This is a genomic window from uncultured Bacteroides sp. (assembly GCF_905207245.1).
In the GTDB taxonomy this organism is placed as follows: Bacteria; Bacteroidota; Bacteroidia; order Bacteroidales; family Bacteroidaceae; genus Bacteroides.
The window spans coordinates 1-20,748 of sequence record NZ_CAJLKP010000013.1 but is presented as its reverse complement, the minus strand read 5'-3'; the positions used below and the strand labels follow the sequence as shown (position 1 = coordinate 20,748).

Sequence of the window (20,748 nt, the reverse complement as noted above, 5' to 3'; positions counted from 1 at the left end):
TAACTGTCATCCTGTTTTCTATGACGGATACTACAGTTATGATAGTGCAAACTGATTTTAATTGAGTCTTATTGAGTATTTATGAAAAGAATTAGCGCAATATGCATCTGTCTGTTGCTTCTACCTGTGTGTGAGGCATCTGCCCAGTTGGTAGAGAAGGTAATGGATATTTTTAATGAAGATTCGTTGGGAGCGGTTGCGCCGCTCAGAGTAGATACTGATTCGGTATATAAGTTAAAGATACGGCAGGAGTTGGAAGCTGCCCGGCTGAATGAAGCCAATCTCAGGATGGAGATTGAGCAGATGAAGCTGAAGTATGATGCGGCGGACTCCCTCAAACTGGCACAGCAACGCCTGCGCATCGATTCACTTCGGAGGGTGACTCCGGGTGTTGCTGTGGTGGTGGAAGGTGACACGTTGTATTACTTGTTTGCCAAGCGGGGCGGACATTCTCCCCAGCAACGTGCCGAGATGAACGCAGCAGCCATTACGGAACTGGGCAAACGGTTTAATTTGCAACCGGACTCGGTGTATATAGAACGTAGCGATATTGTTACCGATTTGATGTATGGAAACAAGGTTCTGACTTCATTCACTGACCAGGACGGGCTTTGGGAAGGCTGCACGCGCGATGAGTTGGCAGCCTCTAAGCGGAAGGTGGTAGTGGATAAGCTCAAAGTGATGAAAGACGAGCATAGTCTGTGGCAGCTTGGCAAACGCATTCTCTATTTTATTCTTGTCATCATCGGTCAGTATCTGCTGTTTAAACTCACCACTTGGTTGTTCAATAAGCTGAAAGTCCGTATTCAACGGCTGAAAGATACCAAACTGAAGCCTATCTCCATTCAGGATTATGAATTGCTGGATACACAGAAACAGGTGAACCTGCTTGTTTTTCTGGCAAACCTATTGCGTTATGCAGTGATGCTGCTTCAGTTGGTGCTGACGGTGCCTCTGCTTTTCTCCATATTTCCTCAGACAAAAGATCTTGCTTACAAGTTGTTCTCGTATATATGGGATCCGATAAAGAGTATCTTCCTGGGCATAGTGGAATATATCCCCAATCTGTTTACTATCTTTGTGATATGGCTTGCCGTGAAGTATCTGGTAAGGTTGGTGCGCTATCTTGCCAGTGAAATTCAATCGGAGCGGCTGAAAATCGGAGGTTTCTATGCCGATTGGGCTATGCCGACGTTTCACATTGTGCGTTTCCTGCTTTATGCATTTATGATTGCGATGATTTATCCCTATCTGCCGGGTTCTAAGTCGGGCGTTTTCCAGGGAATATCGGTCTTTGTGGGATTGATTGTTTCGTTGGGTTCAAGTACGGTGATCGGAAATATTATTGCGGGATTAGTAATCACTTATATGCGTCCCTTCAAATTGGGCGACCGCATCAAACTGAATGATACTACGGGCAATGTAATAGAGAAGACTCCGTTAGTGACGCGTATCCGTACGCCGAAGAATGAGGTGGTAACTATCCCGAACTCTTTCATCATGTCTTCGCATACGGTGAATTTCAGTCAGTCGGCACGCGATTACGGGTTGATTATCCATTCGGAAGTGAGTGTGGGGTATGACATTCCTTGGCGGAAAACGCATCAGTTGCTGGTGGAGGCTGCGCTGAATACGCCCGGAGTAGTGGACGACCCGCGTCCGTTTGTACTGGAAACATCTCTACAGGATTATTATCCGGTCTATCAGGTGAATGCCTATATAAAGGATGCCAATCAGTTGGCACAGGTTTACTCCGACCTGCACCAGAATATTCAGGACCGCTTCAATGAAGAGGGCATCGAGATTATGTCGCCGCACTACATTGCTACGCGCGATGGTAGTGAGACGACGATACCTAAAGATGATTTGCGGGGGAAATAGTGTCGCCGTCCAGCAACCATTTCCATATAGGAATGACTTTTATTTCTCTTCCGTCTTTCTGAATGGTTTCTTCTTCACTGTATGTGATAATAAGCAGTGTTTCCACTTTCTGCGTAGCCGCCATCTTTATTAAGGCGTCTGTTTCCCGTTTGCGGGTGTTTTCCTCTTTTAAGCTGTACGAAACCTGTACGGCCAAATTAGCGGTAGGGACAAAGAAGTCAACCTCTATATTCTGCTGATAGAAATAAAGCTCCTCTTCGTACTTCTTTTTAAGAGAGATGGCAACCATGTTCTCCAATAGTGAAGTGATGGGGTCCAACAGGAATAGATTCAGTAGCCCATTGTCTATGAAATAATATTTCCGGTTTGAAACCTTTTCTACCAGTTTGCTGGCATAGTTCTCAAGTGAGAAAAACAACCATGTGGCCTGCAGGAAGTTCAAGTAATCGATAATTGTATCTGTCGATACTTTGGTGCCTGTGGATGAAACTACATTGCTCAGGCGATTGAAAGAAGAAGGTTGCTTTACACTCTCGGCCAGTTTGCGAATCAGTACTCTCATTGCTTGGTCGTTGCGTATGGAATAGCGGGTTATCAAATCTCCAAAGAAGATTTTGTTGAATAGGTTGCTGAGCCATTGCCGCTTTTCAATAGTCTCTATCAATAGAAGTTCGGGCAAGCCACCGTAATTAAAGTAGTCGGAAAAGGTACGGACTACTTCTGTGCGGTTTTTGTAGTACCACGTCGGTCCTATTTCCACTTTATTGGCTTTCAGGTATTCCGGGAAAGAGAAGGGATATACATTTTGCACAATGTAACGTCCGCCCAGTGTAGTGGCTATTTCGGAACTGAGCATTTTGGCATTACTTCCGGTGATATAAACCCGGTACTGTTGGTCTGCCAGTCGTCGTGCAAACTTTTCCCAATGTTCTACAATCTGTATTTCATCCAGAAAGAAAATAGGCTGATGCGGATATAGTTCTTCATAGCAGACTTTGATAAGGTCTAAGTCCTGTACAGTCAAGTCTACCAGGCGGTCGTCTTCAAAGTTGAAATAAAGAATCTCTTCCGGAAGGCATCCCTCATCCAACAAGTTTTGTATTTGCTGGTACATCAGGTAAGACTTTCCGGCACGCCGAAGCCCTACAAATACATAGTTCAGATGGGGGGATATATGTACTTCGCGTTTGATTAATGCTATCTTTGAAACAAACTATCAATACCTGCGAAACAAACAAAGGGTCTTGCGCCTCAGGAAGTGCCCTGACGGAGTCCAATATAGGATTGAAAGCATTGTATACCTTCTCGCGCCAAGGTTTTAAAGGCTCGTCTTCTATCCTGTAAGGAAGAATGTATTCGCAAAAATCAGCGAAAGCTACATTCTTACCCCACGGCTGTTCGCTCCAGACTTTAAACGCCCATTCAATATTGTCTATCAGGAAACCGGCCGGAAGCTCTAAATCAGGCTTAACCGTTGATTTTCTAAGATTAATGCGTCCATACATTTTCCGGATTGAATCCTGCACTTCACCGGGGGTATACAGTCCGGTACCGTAAAGTTCGAACTGTTTCTGATAATGCTCCACCTGCTCGCCTTCGTACGAACAATAATACGGAAGATTCTCTATCAGAAACTCGGCCGCCCGCAATTTCAGCGTATCAGCCTCATACCTTTTCAGCACCTCTCTCAACTGAGGATTTTCCTTGATGACATCCTCTAAAACATGCGAAGGATTATTCTCCCCACACCCGCTTACCAAAGCTCCTAAAAGAAAATACAAGATATACTTTTTCATCTTCATACATGCATAAGGATTATTCATCTTCTTTTATTACATCACCACGGGTAATGCCTCCTTCATTGAAACTGTCAACTGCAAAATAGTAGGTTTGTCCGACCTGCAAGCACCTCAATTCAATCTCAGTATCATTATACACCATATAGCTATTGTACAACTTCTCCGGATGGATTCCAAAACGAATACCATAGCCGGTTGCCCCTTCTACTTCTCGCCATTTCAATATGACGCTTCTTCTATCCTCTTTATTCCGACAAATGCGATAAAATTTCGTTTGGGGCGGAGAAGGTTTATCCGACCGTCCAAATACACGTAAACCGGAAACAGAGAATTTACCGGAAGGACAATAAATATTTGTAAGCCGGACATACCGCGTCTTCACGGCTTCTTTAAGTTGGATATAATCATGAGGAGCATCCTCTGTATTCACCGACTTGTCTACCAAAATATTCCACTTTTTCCCGTCTGTAGACTCCTCCAGATAGTATTGATAAAAGATACTATCTGACCGCCCGAACAAATGGGCATCATGGTCGGCAAAGTTTATCTGCACGGCGTTTACTTCGCACTCTTCACCCAAATCCACCGACAGGTATTCTCCTTTATCGGCCGTTTCGGCACTCCACCAGGTTCGTATATCTTCATCAACAGCACAACATGCCGGATATTTTCTGAGTTCGGAAGAAGATCTGACACTTTTATTATGGGACAATAGCATCCAACCGGGAAACAGCTCCTCAGGAGAAGTTATTTTATGGTCAGGGACAATCATCGGGTAATCTCCCGGTTCTGTATAAGCGTACATTACACTATCTTCATCAAAGAAAACCGAATATAGAGACAACCTTCTTTCAAAATAATGCCGGGCGGTGACAGCAACAGTACCCACATGCCAGTAATTGCCATATTTATCCTGGAAAGTTCCACCATTTCCGGCACCGGTAGTAAATCCTTCCGGATTGTAAACAAGCGGATTGTGCTTCGCCAAAGTAAAAGGTCCTAACGGAGTGTCGGAGACATATACCCCATCATTGGAAGTTTTAAACTGTATACCGGGAGAAGCATACTGTAAATAGTATTTTCCACCACGCTTATTCATCCACATGCCTTCTAACCAAGGAGTCGCATCCATCCAGTCGTGACGATCACCGGGTGTCTCCCATCCATTGTCCCGTTGGCAACCTCTAATTAATGGAGAAGGCTCACCCAACAATTGAAATGTACGCGGATCCACTTCTACTCCGGTTAAAGAAACAGAATTACCCGCTCCCGCGTACAAGTATAATCTTCCTTCATCATAAAAAAGCATTGGCTCCAACATTCCCGGAGGAAAATTGCAAGCTACCGCTTCCCAGACTCCGGATTTCGGGTTATCAGTTTTATAAATGGTATCCGTGGCATAAGAAGCAGTGTAATACAATTCACCCTGCATTTCCACAACTGTAGGAGCAAAGCTTTCTGTAGGAAGATTTGTGTCATCAATTAATTTCCACTCTATCAAGTCAGAATAATAATAATAGCCTCCCGAACCAAACAAAAAAAGATAGTAACCGCCCTCAAACTGAACAATACAGGGATTTGCAGCATCTCTGCGGGAAACATCATCGAGACAGAAACGGTAATTCAAATTAAGGGGATTGCTTATAGTGCGGAATACAGGATTCTTCGCATCGGGTATCCGGCATCCGGCTACCACAACAATTATCATGACTAATACCCATATAGTTTGTCGGTTATACATAGCATTCATACATATTAGATTAACTTTTTATATGAACACAAAGTTAGGCTACTAATAAAGTAGCCTTATTAGATTACAGATATTTGATTTTAGATATTAGGTATTTAATCAGAAATTACCTCCAAAAGTATTATATTTGCCTTCGTATACTGTTTAAAAATCTATCAGAAATGAACATTGAAGAATTTAGAGAATACTGTCTGTCATTAAAAGGAGTTCATGAGAAAATGCCGTTCTTAAATATTCCTGATAAATATAGTCGTGATGTTCTATGTTTTTATGTAGCGGATAAATGGTTCTGCTTTGTAAATATCGAAATCTTTGACTTTTGCTGTATCAAATGCAAGCCGGAAGAATCGGGAGAATTACAAACCACATATATAGGAATAAAGCCCGGATGGCACATGAATAAAAAATACTGGGTCAGTGTTTACTTCAATCAGGATGTACCTGACGAGAAAATTAAAGAACTCGTCAGGCAGTCTTATGACATTGTTGTCAAAAGTCTGACAAAGAAAGAACGGGAAATGCTTCTATCAAGTGATGAATAGCATTCCTTATCATACTTTTCTGCATCAAACTGCGCTTTCGCCAACAAGTTGAAGGAGGAAAGCAGCACAAACAACAGACAGCTATTTATTTGCTTCATAATATGAATCATTTTTTACTTCCAAAACGTTGCTCCAGATATTTCTCCAGATTATAAGTTCCTGGAGAATTTCGCAATACAGTACCATCTTTTTCTATCCACTCATAATGAGGGATACCATTAAAGTGAAATAATTGGCGGAGATAGTTGTAATCTGCTTGGGGGATACGATAACAAGCCTCATCTTTCAAATTCTTTTCCACATACTCATTATAAGTCTTTTCGGGACTTTCACGATCACTGGTGATGTATATGAACTGGAATTCCGGATGATCTTTATACTGTTGGCGCAAACTGGCAGTATGTTCAATACCTCCACGACAGGGACCACAGAACGTTGCCCAAAAATCTACAAATAGAGCTTTACCCGCATGGGCTTTAATGATATTACGGAAGATGTCTGTAGCGGGCCCTTCAGGCAGAGTGTAAGTACTATCGTTTTGTTGCGGAAACGCTTTAGCATATAAACGCTCCGCCTCAGCAAATAAAAACGGATGAGCGATAAGTTCCTTTTCTTTATCGAGCAGATAACGGGCGTACTTTTCATCAAGGGATTTCAAGTTATAAGGTAGGCTACGCAAAGGAATTACCTGAGAAACAAACGGCCTATATCTCACTATTGTATCCAATTGCCCGACTTTCATTCTTTGATCTTCAAAGAAACTGTTGGCACGCAATTGATTTTCAGGCGTTTTTTCTTTCGTTTTAATGCCATTTGCTTCTTCACGTTCCGCTCTATATGCTTCAAATAAATCCTTATACTTTTCCATAAGCTCTTTCCAGATTTTTGTTTCAGCAATCAGCTCCTCAATAGGCCTTTCCAATGTTGTTCCCGCCCTTTCTTCATGTTGCTTCCGTAGCTCTTCCTGTTCGGGAGTAAACTCGGCGCCATGCTCTTTCAGATAGGTAAGAGTAGATTTTTCAGGATACGTATATGTTACCACATCCATTTTCGTACCAATGGTGTCACCCATAGCTCTGCCAAAATTCATATACTCAAGGCGATTGATAAACGTACTGAAATTCCTGTCCGCTACGATAAGACTATCGTTAAGCGGCATCTGTCGTAAGAAGTGATAATAAGTTGAATCTTCCTTAACCTTCAGAACCTCATTATCTTTATTCTCTCGCGCCAGATAATCTCTATCCATTACAAAGTCCAGCATCTTACAACCTTGGGAAATCCTTGCCGTATTTCTCACCAGGCGTGCCGCTTTTCCCACATATCCGTTAACAGCTACAAGTGAGTCAGTCTGCTCTGACCAACGACGAAACATGGGTTCGCAACGCTCTGCAAATTGCGCAGGAGTCAGTTCTTTCTGCATTTTTGAGAAATCTTCATAACGGAATACGAATAAATCATCCACATATTTCAATACCCTTCCTATATATGCAGTAGCTCCCATGTAATGGACATTATGAAGAGGATAATAATAATCACGGGCACGACTACGTGCCATTACAGCTTCCCAATCTACATACATGGTGATAGTTTGCCCCGGCTCTATATAAAAGGGTACCCAGTTATTATTAAACACTACCGAACTTACCATAGGGTAGTTGACCTCAAATTTACACTCAAACCTTCCATTGGGTTGCAGAGTCACTACCATCGGATAGTCTTCCCGCGTCAGGTCATTGGAAACATAAATCAAACCGTTGGTAAAACCTAATTTCTGATCATAACCGGCAATGTATCCTTGCAGACAAACACTATCACGACGGAATACCGGACTCTCATTCTCTTCAACCTGCATCGCCTTCATGCTTCCCGCATCCCGCGAATAAAGCCGGGCGGGTTCTTTATCTTTCTTTATCCGGCACAGACCATTCTTTTGCGGGGTCAGTTCCAGTTCCACTTTATCGCCCCGGTCATCTTTCAAAGTGAACAGCATGCTTTTGCCTTTCTGGCGGATTGCTTCGTACTGATAGAAACGGTTGTCCATGACAGCAAGAGAATCGTATATGCCGAAAGCCCATTCATAATAGTCATCCATTCCCATCCAGTTACCGGAAACTTTATCGAAAAGTGAGGCTTTGGCATCTTTCTTTTCCAAAGATATATAGAATGTATGCGACTCATCGCCTTCATCATCATCGAGGAAATGAATCTTTTTTGTTGTTTCAGGAAGCGGTGGAAAAAGAAGCACAAAATCTAAAGTTCCCGAGTCCGGAGTATATACTTCTTTATCCAGTTCAAAACCTTCGCTCCCCGTAAGATAATATTTCTCACCGGTATCCGCATCTTCCAGATAAGTGTTCTTACCCAGCATCACCCACCAATGCGGACGGAAAATAACATGGATATGCAACCTCGTTGCATCCGGAGTACGTTCAATCCGAGTAATATTATAAATACTGCCCGAACGGAATTTAAACTTAGGATTGTCGATCACATTTTGTGCCCGAAGCATACAAGTGATGCAAAGCAGGAGAAGGAAAATAAGTTTTCTCATGGTATAGTTGTATATAATTAATTTCTATTAAGGTTCAAAGATTGATCACTCTGACAAATATAAGCAATAAAAAAGAAGAACTTTTATTTTGAATAAATATTTTTCAAAAACTGATATTCTAAGAGTAAAGCATCCTTTCGGAAAGGCTACACCCTTTATACGAAAAGGTGTAGCCATGAGACTAAAAGGGTGTAGCCATCCGGTCCCAAAGGTGTAGCCCTTTCAAAGTAAGGCCACAAGTACCTGTAAGCCGGATTACAGTATTCTTATAAATACGTTTATAGTATTTTTTATAAGCGATATTTTAAAATTATTTCAATAAGAAATTAATAAGAAGCATTATGCCGCGATACAATCTTCTCACCTGAGTAAATGAGATTGCCTGAAGCGCAGACACCTTCTATCACAACCCCATAATCGGCAGCAGAATCAGCCGTATAGAAGCTGACGTGAGCAGTTCCCGATTCATCAACCTGAACGCTCGGATTCCAGTATATCGTTGAACGCAAATCAGGAGTGGTGGATTCTTTCTTCGCTTTGGTGTCATACGCCGGTGAGTAAAACTCTACAGTCTGCTGGTAGCCGATACCCGCAATAGTCTGTATGTTGCTGTTCATCTTATTTTTCTGCACAAACCCGTTCTTCGTAGTGACTACTATGGCACCATTTCCCGCAGCCGACCCGTAAAGAGGACCGACAGAAGTGGCAGGAGAGTAAAAAACATCTTTGATGTCATCCACGTCCAACAGGTCAAAATCGAAATTCTCTTCAGGAACATTGTCCAATAACACCATGACCGGAGCATATCGATAACGCACCTCATTATTCGTGACAGTAATACCCGGCAAACGTCGCAAGAGGTCGTATGTAGAAATAAAATGTCCCTTTTTCACATCCTCTTCCGTCAGTACCTTCGAAGTTCCTACCGAATAAAAGGGAGATTCCGTTTTTACAGCTCTTTCTCTTCTGGCTGTCACTATCACTTCCGCCAGATTATAGACTCTCATTCCATTTTCTATAGTATATTTTTGGTCCATCTTTGCCATATAGTTTTCTTCTATATGTGGTTTTTCAATGCGGGGAATAAATCCGATTTTAGGGGCAGGAAATGATTTATAGGGGTCCAGTTCAATAAAGACCTTTGAAGAACCTTTCTTGCTAAGAGCCTGAACTATATACTGAGTACCGCTGGGATATTCCAGCCTGTCGAATACAAACCGCCCATTCCGGTCAGGCTTCGCCAGTTCTGTCCCGATGAGCGAATCTTTAAGGGCAAGCAAAGAGATATTTCCCTCTTTCAATGCAGAAAACAAGCCCTCTACTTTACCGGAAACTTCGTCACCCAATTCCAAATTGTAGGGTAATGTGTCGGTTATATTGCCTTTCAATACCTCCGGAATGTTGTATTTCCGCCAGCCTTGCGTCATCATCAACAAGTCCAAGACATAGGAAGAACTGCGGCTGTCCTGCAAGTAACTTAATGGTGACTCAATGTGTCCTTTAAGATCGGAAGTGAGCAATAAGGTGGAAACAATGTTGGAAACGGTATCCGGCTTCACGTCCGTTCTGTCAACAACTGCAAGTGCGAAGTTGCCTGACATGGGGTTTCCGTTTATATCTTTAATCTGTATATCCATATTTACCTTCTCTCTTGCCAAGTAGTTTTCGCGGTCGAGCCGGACTTCGGTCTGCGCCAGCGCACTTTTTTGCAGAGAAAACACTAAACGTTCACTCAGAATGTTTCTTCTTTCATCAACCAACAGAAAATGAACAATACCTGCCGGGAAGAAGTTTTTTTCGAAGTCAATATAACTTTGTTTGTTATTCCAAGGCTGTGCATATAGCACGATACCGCGTAAATGCGCCACCAGCGTCAGCGAAGTGCCCAATGGGGTATCGGGTGATTTGGAAAGACTTACCCGCAAATAATCTTTAGACCAAAGTGTATTCAGGGAGATAGCATCCGGAGAAGGCTCAGGCAAATCAAAACGCTGGGAAACGCCTGTTCCGTCACTACAAACGGCATGATACTTTTTTCCGGGAACATAATACATCCGGAAACTCCCCATACCCAAATGCTGGCTCTTGAAATCGGCACATACCTGACCTTCTTCGTCAAGTACCTGACCTTCTATCTCTGTAGACAAACCATCTGCATCAATAGCCTTAAATGCCATTTTGATTGTGGTGGACTGAGCTGCATGACCTCCTTCGGGAAAGAAAGCTACATCATAGTTTTTACTCAATTCGGGAATTCTGAAATAGCGATTGGAAATTTTGCCGTCATACACTGTTTGCAACAAAAATGTACGCGAAGCGGGAATTTCTTTTCTCTTGAAAGTGTAATGGGTATTTCTTCCTTCAAATGATAAAACTTTCCCTTTTTTATCCCTGTCTCCATCGGGGAAAAGAATGGCTTGTGTGGGAGTGACGGATCGGTTGTCCGGCTTACTGAGAAAATGTATTTCTGCGTGAATGTCATTGTTCTCAGCAGAATAATTGATTTCCGGAGATATCGCTTCGGATACAGGATCGGATATATAAATCAGTTTATGGGAAAAATACTCTTCACCTATATTCTGCATGAACCAAGTGTAGGCTCTGAGAGAATAGTTACCTTCCGGCAGGTCTTCACCCAATGGAATATGTCCGTAAAAACATCCCAAAGAGTCCGGTCTTATTTTCACTCTCTCCACCAGGTTGCCCAACGGATTCACCAGCTCTACATATACATATCGGCTGGCATTAGCTTGCTTTAGCATAAGGGCATCTACTAAATGTGCCCTGAACCAAAGGGTTTCACCGGACATGTAGATGCCACGGTCTGTCTGAAGATAAATTTTTTCCTGGGGGAAATGTGACAACTCTTCTCTGAACAGGTTTTCAATGGTATCTGTCGGTACAGACTGGGGAGCGGTACCATCTGCCCAAAGGCTGGGAGACAGCATCAGGCAGCACAACCATACCATGTATTTGACAGAACTGTTCGCAATGTTCTTCATTATTTTTTCTTTTTAATTATTTATTTACCACAGAATACACAGATTAACACGAATACTCTCTCATTATCAGCATTGTAGAGTAATAGATTGCTTTCTTCCTTGTTTTCCAATGGAAAACAAGGAAGAAAGCAATGGAAAGATTTCACAAGTACTTATCAGTAAGTAGGCATTGGAGAATCTGGATAATAAACTACTCCATCCAAAACTTGACTCATTTTTACAGAACGGACTATTTGGCTCAAAGGCTCTAAATTAGTTGTTTTATACATACAGTAATTTGTACATGCTGGTAATAATGAACCATAACCAGGAGACAATTTGGGACACCCTCCATCGTAAAGACGAATATCTAAAGTGAAAGTCGCATCCGGACGATCCCAAAATCTATCTAATTGTGGATGGCTAATTTTTATTACCTCGGACATAGATGAAGTAAGAACCGGGAGATCAACCCAATTCGTAATATCTTCAACATCATATACAGGTGTAGGGGTATAAGGGTAATAAGGAAGGTATTCATAATGATCGAAACTCTGAACATGCAAGATATATAACAATAACCCTCTTTTAGGAAACTCTCCTCTCGAAAAATAGAAATTATGCTCCAAGTCTACGCCTATACTTAATACTGGATATCGTGGGTTATATCCATGACTACATCTTGGTGGCTTAGCAGGATCATTCATAATACCGAGTGAAATAGTTATTGGTTGACCAACATATCCATTAGAAGAACGACCTCTTACTGTCGCTGTCACAGGTCCACTGTATGATGCAATAGAGGACAAAAAAAACTTCTCACTTCCAGAGTCGTTACTACTTGAAAATGAACCCAATGACATACCAGATTCAGTAGATACTCCTACTTCGATTCCAACATACTTACCAAATGGCTCATTCCAAGAAATAGAAACAACATTCCCTGACAATGACAAATCAAGAGAGCCTGACGGCCCCCTTGTCGTTGCAGACGAAGAGTCATTCTTTTCTTCTGTGATCGGATCATCTTCTCCTTTACATCCGATACATAATAGCATAAGAAACAAACAATAAAATAAATGCTTCATAATGGTTCAGCTTTAAAAATTTGACAATATTTACTTATAGAATGGTGTTTCTCACGAAGCACCATTCTTAAACTAATGATAATAAAAAAGTCACAATCTGTTTTTTTACCTTAAAAACACCTTTCTAATAATCGTACTTTCTATTTTCTTCCATCCAGTCATTTATCTTGCGTACTTCATCATCGTTCTTACGCTCTTTGTACACAAATCCCCGAGTTTTCTTCAACATACCATCCTCTTCGAAAGTATACCACAAATCATATACTTCCATCTCCGGATAATATTTACCACCGCCACTGATAAGTTTGAACTTATCCCAAGACTTCAGAGTTACTGAATTATCCTGATTAACAGTGATATTGAAACAAAAGTCCGGTCTATAATCTGTTGACCCTTTTGACCACTCATTCTTTTGATGATACATACGTACAGTGTTACCATCAACTACAGCTTGCAACGTGCGAGGCGACTTATAGATAACAGAATCTTTCGGATTATCAGCAGGCTTAATCACACCGTCCATATAATAAAGCCCTGAATAGTCATTCATCAGATTCAGACGGATTAGCACCACTGTATCTTCTTTAGCCAGTTCAAAACGAGATGTTCCACTAAGTTTAAACGCCATCATATAGAGCGAATCTATATGCAAAGTGGATGGGTCAATGTGAACAGGATACGTGCCATAGGTTTCACCCTTTTTCACAACTACATTTTCTTGTGGAAAACTATAGATACCATTTGTCAACGTACGATACTTTATATCATCCGAACCGAGTTCTTTCTGGTTATAACTTTCAATACCAGAAGGAAATTCTTCAACAGTAACAGTTACATCTTCCTTGGCAAGCAGCGAACCGCTGATGGCAACCGATGCATATATGGTATCTTTTTCATAACCTATATTCAGATCTCTATTTATAATCTTATCTTTTGCCCCAACCAGATAAACCGTTTCGGGCCATAAATTCTCTTCCATAGGTATTTTATTGTCGCAACCCGCCATACATGCCAACAGCAAGGTTATCGAAAAAAATGCTATTTTCTTCATATTATCAACTTTTAGTGTTTTCATTTTAATTCCATCCTGGGTTCTGTACCAACTTACCGTTCTTTCTCAGCACATTTCTGTCAAGCGGCCACAGATACATCTTGTTGGAAAACATACGTTTCATGGTTTTTTCTGTATTCCAAATTCTTTCTGTATAGAACTGTTCACGTTGTGATTCGCGAGCACTTACATCCAATCCTCTGATGGGTTTGTTGTAAGCGTCATAGGCATCTTTCCAACGGCGCAAATCCCAATAACGATGACTTTCGAAAGCAAATTCAATCAACCTTTCATGCTTAATCAGTTCACGCATCCTGCTTTGGTCGGCTGCATCGGCAGTTGTGATTCCCGGTTGACCGGCACGATAACGAATCTGATTGAAATATTTCACCATCTGATCCACATCACGAGTAACCGTCACCTGCCCATCTTCGTCCGTATACGAACCTTCCATTTCGTTCATCGCTTCTACATACCCCAACAATACTTCGGCATAGCGAAATATCGGATAAGTTTTCGCTTTTACCACTCCATTCCAAAAGATACAATCATCCTGATGCACATATTTCCGGCAGGTATATCCGGTCCTGGTTCTGTTATCATTATTATTCATATCAGATGCACTACCTCCGTAATAATAGTCGGTAACATAGTTTCTGGTACCTGCTGACAAACCGTCACGGTGGGAAGTTGTAGGCCAGATACAAGCATTGAAACCAATAGCCGCATAAAAACGCGGCTCACGACCATCATCACGATGAGCTCTGTTTCCGGAAAGAAGATAATCTGACGAGAATGTTTTATCTTGTCCCACTGCCTGCCATGATTTTTCCGCCTGAGTAGCTTCACTAAACGGTCTACCGTCAGCCATCCGGTATTCATCAATCATATCCAAAGTAACACTAAATGAAGATATTCCCCCCAATTTGGAAGGTGTCACAAGAATATAGTTTCCATTATTTTTTGAAAAATAGATGTATTCTTTAACCAACTCAGGCTGGTAAGTGCCATCAAACAGCGTCTTGTATGACTTATAGGGATCTATGCCTCCGGCTCCATCAGGGAAGTTGGCATCGGATACCGTCTCGGGAAGAGGCAATGTGCCTGTACCCTTTTCATTCACTATTTTAGGTACAGTATGAATGGCATACTTATTCATATCAATAATCCGTTTGAACGTGGCGGCAGCTTTTCCCCACTTAACCTTGTCTTCCGTCTGGGCAATGAAATTCCTGCCCTCTGAGTCTTTCCAATCGGAATAATAACTGTTACCATTGAAAAGGGGGCTGGCAGCATAGAGCTGCATACGAGCTTTGAACGCCAAAGCAGCACCCTTGGTAGGTATATACTGCAATGCATCTATACGACTTGGAGGCAGCAATTTAGCTGCTTCTTCAAAGTCGGCACAGATTTTCTCTACACACTCATCGTAAGTGGAACGCTCGAATGAAACTGACGCTACATCTTCGTCCGTATCGAAAGGACGGTCGGGAAGTACAACCACAGGCCCGTACAATCTTACCAAATAGAAATAGAAGTAAGCCCGCAGAAAATAAGCCCTTCCCTTGAAATCACGCATTTCCATCTCGGTAAGCTCCTGGTTTTTGGATATATTCTCCAATACGATGTTGGCCTTACGGATTCCTTTATAGCAATCGCCCCACGGATTAAACCATGAGTTCGTTTCTTTCACTTCATCATAAAGTATAGCATTTCCATTCGTTACAAACGGAACGATTGCTTCATCTGAGCCCAATCCACTGGGCAATGTAGAAGACGCTCCCCAACCATTCATAAGTATTGATTCATCGGGAAGCAGTGCAGCCGCTCCATTGATATACTCTTCCGTTCTGGAGCGGGAAAGGAAAATGGAGTCCAGCGTGGTCTGATCATACACATATTTGTCAATGTCCAAGTATTTTTCGCACGAACCGAACATAATGCTTGAGACCAAAATAACGGTTATTGCAGCTATTCTACCGAGAAAACCGAATTCTCTTTTATAATTTCCAAATTTTATCATAATTGTCAGGTTATATTAGAATGAAAGATTAAGCTGTAAAGTATACACTCGCTGGACAGGATAGACTGTTCCATTATCTCCCGCTTGTGCAGGATCCAGCATCTTCTCTTTAGACCAAACTGCCAAATTGTCTCCAATCACACTAATTACTGCTTTCTGGAGACCAAACTTTTTCAGGAATTGGTTCTTGAGTGTATAAGAGACTTGCACATTCTTCAGACGCAAGTAACTACCATCAGACAACCAAAAAGAAGATGATTGACTATTATTACTGCTACCTCCATAATAAAGACGAGGGTACTTGGCGTTCGGATTCTCGGTGGCAGGGTCGCCTGAAATTTCACGTGAAATCCATCGGTTTGCCGGATTGGCAAAGTCTGTAATCACATTACCAGCTGTACTACCCGAGAATGGCTGATACATATTTCCACCTTTAAAATAGGTCACGCGGCTTACTCCCTCGAACAGAACACTTACATTAAAGTTCTTCCAGTTAAACTCTGTGGCAAATCCATACTGTATCTGAGGCACATAAGAATACTTCAAAGGTACAATATCATCCCAATTGACAATGCCATCGCCATTGACATCCTTATACTTGATGTCACCAGGCAAGTAATTGCCAAAATCCTGACGAGGACTATTATCTATATCTGCCTGATCTTTAAACAAGCCCAAAGCTATCAAGCCTCGGTTAATTCCACTTTGATATCCTACGGCTGATTGGTAATCGTATTTCTTAAGGTCTTCCTCGAAATTAGTGATTTTGTTCATGGACTGTGTGTAGTTGGCACGTACAATCAGGTATTTGTCACTGTCACCCAAAGGCTGTGTATATGAGATATGTCCATCCATACCCCAACTCTTCATTTCACCTACATTGGCCCAAGGCAATGACGGAAGTCCCATCTCTTCGGGTACACTCTGGCGTTGTTGATAAATACCGGAACGTATATCCTGGAAGAAATCGACTGTCATTTCAAAACGTTCGTGGAAGAAACGTGTATCAATACCGATGTCAGCTTTCTTGGCCTTTTCCCAGCGCAGGTTGCTGGAACCCACTTGCGTTTCGGTCAAACCGGAACCGTTATTCCAACTGCCGGAACCTGTGTGACCAATCAAAGTCAGATAGGGAAAACGTACCGAGTCATCCCAAGTGAGACGGTCATTACCTACTATACCATACGAAGCCCTGATTTTGAAATAATTGATAAAATTGTCCTTATTACGCCAGAAGCGATATTGCGTGGGAGCCCAACCTATAGAAACAGCGGGAAACCAACCAAATTTCTTACCTTTCTCAAAAGCCTCCGAACCGGTGTAACCCATATTAAATTCGGCCATATAAGTATCATCATACGAATAAGAGAAACGGCTTGAGTAACTATTATAACGTTTAGGGATAGCAGTCAGCAATTGATTATATTTCGATGCTTCATAATCGCTCCATTCGGCCTTCACCAAAGCACCTACCTTATGTACCTTATTAAATGTCTGGTCGTAATTCAGTCGGAAATCCCAATAAATTCTACGCTCAGTGTCATTCCAATTTGTATAATAGGGCTCCACTGCATCAGATATTTTCTCCAAATCGAGTGTTCCATCACGTTTATAACCATGAGCATAATAAATGGCCGGCATTTTTTCGCGAACTTGGGTTCTCGCACCTATCGAATTAATGTTGACCAATCCTGCAATACTCAGTCCGGGAGTTATCATCTTCAAATCCTGATTGAGCTGCATCGTGATTTTATTGTCATTGGAATAGAACTTACGATAACCCGTCATATTCAACAATACATACGGACTGATATTCGATTTATCAGTGCCATATCCAGGTGCCTGCCCTGTGGTGTACATCAACGGTACTGTCACCGGAGTCAGATTGGATTGTGCCTGCCACAATACCTTACTGTCGTTTCCATATCCCGGATAATTCTGAGTAACAATCACAGTCTCTTCATTCAGCGAGAGCGTAGTGGTGGGAGTGACATTCACATCCACATTGGCACGGAAATTAAACTTGTTGTAATTTACGTTCGTATTGTATTTGTTTACACCTTTGTCTTGCTTAAAAATAGCATCTTTTGTCGTAAAACCAGCACTGATGTAATAACGAGCCACTTCACCACCTCCCGATGCACTCAGGAAGTATTGTTGGTTCCAGGTATAGTCTTTCAAGATAACATCCCGCCAATCCACATCCGGATGAAAATCAGGATCCATGTGATTTCTAAACAGTGCCAAATCCACATCCGTATAAACAGGAATACGTCCACGTGTCACGGCAGCTTCGTTGGCGAGTGCCGCATATTCCGCAGCACGTACATATTTGGGCATTTGAGGAGAATAAGAAATACCAGTATTTGCCTTCACCTGCAAATTCAGCTTTCCCGCCTTACCCTTCTTGGTACTTACCAATACTACACCGTTGGCACCACGCACACCATAAACCGCCGTAGAAGAGGCATCCTTCAAGATAGAGAAACTTTCGATATCTTCGGGGTCGAGCGTATTCAAGTTACCTTCGATACCGTCAATCAATACCAAGGCACCCTGTCCGGCACCAAAGGTACTAATACCACGCACCCAGAACTCGGAGAAATCCTTACCCGGCTCTCCACTACGTGTAACGGAAATGATGCCCGGAACACGTCCGCCCAACATGTTGCTTATGGAAGTGGCAGGAGTTTTCAACGTAGCCACCTCAACTCCAGTAATGGCACCTGTCACATTAATCTTCTTCTGTACCTTACCCGATGCCGTAATCACAACCTCGTCCATTACATTCGAACTCTCCTTCAACACCACGCGCATGCGCTCGTCACTCTTGTTCATCTTTATCTCCTGAGGATCATACCCCACATAGGATATGACCAACGTATGCCCGGCTTTGATACCCCCTATCTTGAAACGACCGTCAATATCCGTAATGGCACCCATAGAAGGAACTTCCTTTACAGAAATCGATACTCCGATTAAGAGTTCGCCTTTCTCGTCCATAACCGAACCCGAAGCTACCACAGTCTGTTGCGCATAGGCCAAATTCATAGAACTTACCCATGCCATAAGAAACAGTAATATATGTTTAATCTTCATCTTGATTCATTTTATATGATTTCTACTTTTATTCAATTGTCATTTTCCGGATTGCCTTTGAAGATTCTTCACCAATGAAGAAGTTCTCTTCCGAATCCAAAGCAATACACAATGGATTATCAAACAATGCATCCGTAGGGAATCCGTTAAGTCTTCCTGACCGATCGGGAGCTCCCGCTACCAAAGAAACAAGCCTTCCTTTGATTTTCACAATGCAATGGCTATTTTTGCAACATACATAGAGTTCACCGTTACCATTCACCGCCATTCCGCAAGGTTCTTTCAATACGGCATCGGTCAATCTATCTCCAAAAGCTGTAGCCAACCATCCCGGTTGGAAGCCGGCATAGCGTTCCACTTGCCATGCGCCCGAAGTATCTTTCCATATCTTCACAATGCCATTACTCTCAGGATAAGAAGCGAAAAAACACTTATCGTATTTACTATAAGTCAGATAATGCCTCCACTGGCTGGTATTCACTCCATCAAAAGCCGGGTAATCTGATGTAGCAAATAACTTTGTATAACCTTTATCTTCCAAATCTATTTCATAAAGACCATCACCGGACATTGCATACAAATAGCGGTCATCTTCGGCATAAGCCAATGCCCCCTGGCAATCGCCTTGGAAAGGTATTGTGAGACCAAGAGAGTTTAAAATCCATCCATCCGCACGGGTAGCTGTGTATAAAGCACCTCCACTACGGGGCATGATACTCACTTTTTCTCTTGAACTATCAACTGCAACAGCACCCATATAACCAATATTAATCAGACGAATCACCGTATTATCCTCTAATGACACAAAATAGGTACGGTCGCCCCATCCTCCTCCAACGAAAATGAAATTATCACTCTTTTGTCCTACAACAGCTACAATTCCTGTACACTCATTCATTCGGAATTCTTCTATTTTACTGTCATCTGACGATGTCCATCCGTCTTCACCAAATTTTCCCAATATTGTTTTCACAGATTGAGTTTGATAATACTTAAACTTCACATTGTCAGAGGTGTACCTTTTACCTTCCACTTCCAATGTTATCTCGTTATAGCCGGGCAACTGCTTGGGGATAAGCCCATACAATTCATTTCCGTTGTTGTTTACGATAACAGCTTCCTTGTCGGCAAAGAAAACTTTGACTTTTCCGGTCGTGTCAACCGGAAAGTTTCCTTTGATAATAAAAGAATCGTTGATTCTTCCCCAGTCGGGTGACATGGATTTTAACTCAATAGGCTTGCTCGAATCATAATAGTTGCCTATTTCAGGCCATTTCTCAATTACTTCTTCGCCATTGCAACTTGCGAACAAAATACTTAAGAAAAGAAAAACAAAATAAAGCTTATTGTTCTTCATAATATATAAGTAGTGGGGTTCTATGTTTTTCATTACTAATAGTAGTCATTGGTACCAGCCCCCCTTTAAATACCAAAGCTACGTAAAACTCATTGCAGATTACCGAAAGTGATATGTATCGCTACGGTTATCTCTGATTTTACAATCTTTACATAATAGCTGACTTAACCGTCATTATCATACATACATTTCATAAGATTAACTTGATTAGATTTAACATAACAATAATTCCATCAATATACATTCCGTACATCGATGCACAAAGCTACAGAAGTGTACCCAATACACTTTTAGATATTAGATATATAATTTTAAATATTAGATATTCTACCTAATAAATAATAAAAAAGAGGAAAAAAAGAAGTAATCTAAGTGGTTCTCACGATAAAATTGAGAGCTACTCAAATCTTACCAGATATGGAGCAAAGAGGGAACAAGTCCAGGGGTTGACTAAAAAGCTCCCCCTCGAAAAAAAGTTCTCTCTATCCACTGATATGAGAGAACTTTTATGTATATTTAGGCTACCAAACGCATAAAATATACTTAGTCAAAGATATGCAAAAAGTTCAATTTAAACAATATAATGAGGGTGAAATTTTATTATTCCCCGACCGTTTAGACTT

Annotated in this window: 12 protein-coding genes; 2 read left to right on the top strand and 10 right to left on the bottom strand. The window is 41.7% G+C overall.

The window, feature by feature from the left end; all coding sequences use genetic code 11:
- The first annotated feature begins 81 nt into the window (after positions 1 to 81).
- Positions 82 to 1,881 (top strand): mechanosensitive ion channel family protein, encoded by a 1,800-nt coding sequence (locus QZ135_RS06080; RefSeq protein WP_294606815.1) that lies wholly within the window; start codon positions 82 to 84, stop codon positions 1,879 to 1,881.
- Here the strand turns inward: QZ135_RS06080 and QZ135_RS06075 are convergent.
- From QZ135_RS06075 to QZ135_RS06065, 3 genes are read right to left on the bottom strand one after another with little or no spacing between them, the layout of a single operon-like run.
- Positions 1,856 to 2,995 (bottom strand): ATP-binding protein, encoded by a 1,140-nt coding sequence (locus tag QZ135_RS06075; RefSeq protein WP_294606813.1) that lies wholly within the window; start codon positions 2,993 to 2,995, stop codon positions 1,856 to 1,858. The two genes, QZ135_RS06080 and QZ135_RS06075, sit on opposite strands and share 26 nt — an antisense overlap.
- On the bottom strand, positions 2,964 to 3,677 hold the full coding sequence (locus QZ135_RS06070; protein ID WP_294606812.1) for a hypothetical protein: 714 nt from the start codon (positions 3,675 to 3,677) through the stop codon (positions 2,964 to 2,966). The genes QZ135_RS06075 and QZ135_RS06070 overlap by 32 nt, the downstream gene beginning before the upstream one ends.
- A 19-nt stretch (positions 3,678 to 3,696) precedes the next feature.
- Entirely contained in the window at positions 3,697 to 5,430 is a 1,734-nt protein-coding gene (locus tag QZ135_RS06065) for a family 43 glycosylhydrolase (RefSeq protein WP_294606810.1), read from the bottom strand.
- Positions 5,431 to 5,591: 161 nt separating this feature from the next.
- Here QZ135_RS06065 and QZ135_RS06060 point away from each other — a divergent pair, with 161 nt between their 5' ends.
- Complete coding sequence (locus tag QZ135_RS06060; protein ID WP_294606809.1) at positions 5,592 to 5,972, top strand: MmcQ/YjbR family DNA-binding protein; 381 nt, start codon at positions 5,592 to 5,594, stop codon at positions 5,970 to 5,972.
- Positions 5,973 to 6,078: 106 nt separating this feature from the next.
- Here the strand turns inward: QZ135_RS06060 and QZ135_RS06055 are convergent, their stop codons facing one another.
- The 7 genes from QZ135_RS06055 to QZ135_RS06025 form a co-directional block, all read right to left on the bottom strand.
- On the bottom strand, positions 6,079 to 8,526 hold the full coding sequence (locus tag QZ135_RS06055) for a thioredoxin-like domain-containing protein (protein ID WP_294606807.1): 2,448 nt from the start codon (positions 8,524 to 8,526) through the stop codon (positions 6,079 to 6,081).
- Positions 8,527 to 8,852: 326 nt separating this feature from the next.
- Positions 8,853 to 11,528, bottom strand: a complete 2,676-nt coding sequence (locus tag QZ135_RS06050) for an MG2 domain-containing protein (protein WP_294606805.1) — start codon at positions 11,526 to 11,528, stop codon at positions 8,853 to 8,855.
- A gap of 155 nt (positions 11,529 to 11,683) precedes the next feature.
- Complete coding sequence (locus tag QZ135_RS06045; RefSeq protein WP_294606803.1) at positions 11,684 to 12,595, bottom strand: hypothetical protein; 912 nt, start codon at positions 12,593 to 12,595, stop codon at positions 11,684 to 11,686.
- A gap of 124 nt (positions 12,596 to 12,719) precedes the next feature.
- Positions 12,720 to 13,646 (bottom strand): DUF4361 domain-containing protein, encoded by a 927-nt coding sequence (locus QZ135_RS06040; protein ID WP_294606800.1) that lies wholly within the window; start codon positions 13,644 to 13,646, stop codon positions 12,720 to 12,722.
- Between the two features lie 25 nt (positions 13,647 to 13,671).
- A complete protein-coding gene (locus tag QZ135_RS06035) occupies positions 13,672 to 15,669 on the bottom strand; it encodes a RagB/SusD family nutrient uptake outer membrane protein (RefSeq protein WP_294606799.1) in 1,998 nt (665 codons plus the stop codon).
- Between the two features lie 15 nt (positions 15,670 to 15,684).
- Complete coding sequence (locus tag QZ135_RS06030; protein ID WP_294606797.1) at positions 15,685 to 18,768, bottom strand: TonB-dependent receptor; 3,084 nt, start codon at positions 18,766 to 18,768, stop codon at positions 15,685 to 15,687.
- Between the two features lie 28 nt (positions 18,769 to 18,796).
- Positions 18,797 to 20,125: a hypothetical protein gene (locus QZ135_RS06025; RefSeq protein WP_294606795.1), complete on the bottom strand. Its 1,329-nt coding sequence runs from the start codon at positions 20,123 to 20,125 to the stop codon at positions 18,797 to 18,799.
- Positions 20,126 to 20,748: the final 623 nt, after the last annotated feature.